Source organism: Vibrio sp. S17_S38 (genome assembly GCF_014694375.1).
Lineage (GTDB): Bacteria > Pseudomonadota > Gammaproteobacteria > Enterobacterales > Vibrionaceae > Vibrio.
Genome location: NZ_JAAUWW010000054.1, coordinates 1 through 508, shown reverse-complemented (window position 1 = coordinate 508; position 508 = coordinate 1). Strand labels below are relative to the sequence as shown.

2 tRNA genes and 1 rRNA gene are annotated in these 508 nt (G+C 42.5%); all 3 read right to left on the bottom strand.

What is annotated here, in order from left to right:
• Positions 1 to 158 precede the first annotated feature (158 nt).
• A tRNA-Ala gene (locus tag HC725_RS16600) sits at positions 159 to 234 on the bottom strand.
• Positions 235 to 273: 39 nt separating this feature from the next.
• A tRNA-Ile gene (locus tag HC725_RS16595) sits at positions 274 to 350 on the bottom strand.
• Positions 351 to 420: 70 nt separating this feature from the next.
• A 16S ribosomal RNA gene (locus HC725_RS16590) occupies positions 421 to 508 on the bottom strand; the annotation flags it as partial.

Genomic DNA, 508 nt, shown 5'->3' with positions numbered 1-508 from the left:
GTGTTGTTTACTTATTTCCGAAGAAATAAGATTTGAGAACTTTTATTTGAACAAATAACCTTGGTTATTTATTCAGTCAGCTTTCCAAATTGTTAAAGAGCAAGTTAAATCTTTCGATGTAACCATTTTTAAATATTTTCAATGAAAACACTTAAAGATGGTGGAGCTATGCGGGATCGAACCGCAGACCTCCTGCGTGCAAGGCAGGCGCTCTCCCAGCTGAGCTATAACCCCATCGAATATAATGTCGACCAAAATTCTCTGGAGGAAAATTGGTGGGTCTGAGTGGACTTGAACCACCGACCTCCCGCTTATCAGGCGAGCGCTCTAACCAGCTGAGCTACAGACCCAACATTAAAACTCTTAACTTCTTTTAAACCTAATCAATCTGTGTGGGTACTCATCAAAATAATCTTTTCGTAAGGAGGTGATCCAGCCCCAGGTTCCCCTAGGGCTACCTTGTTACGACTTCACCCCAGTCATGAACCACAAAGTGGTAAGCGTCCTC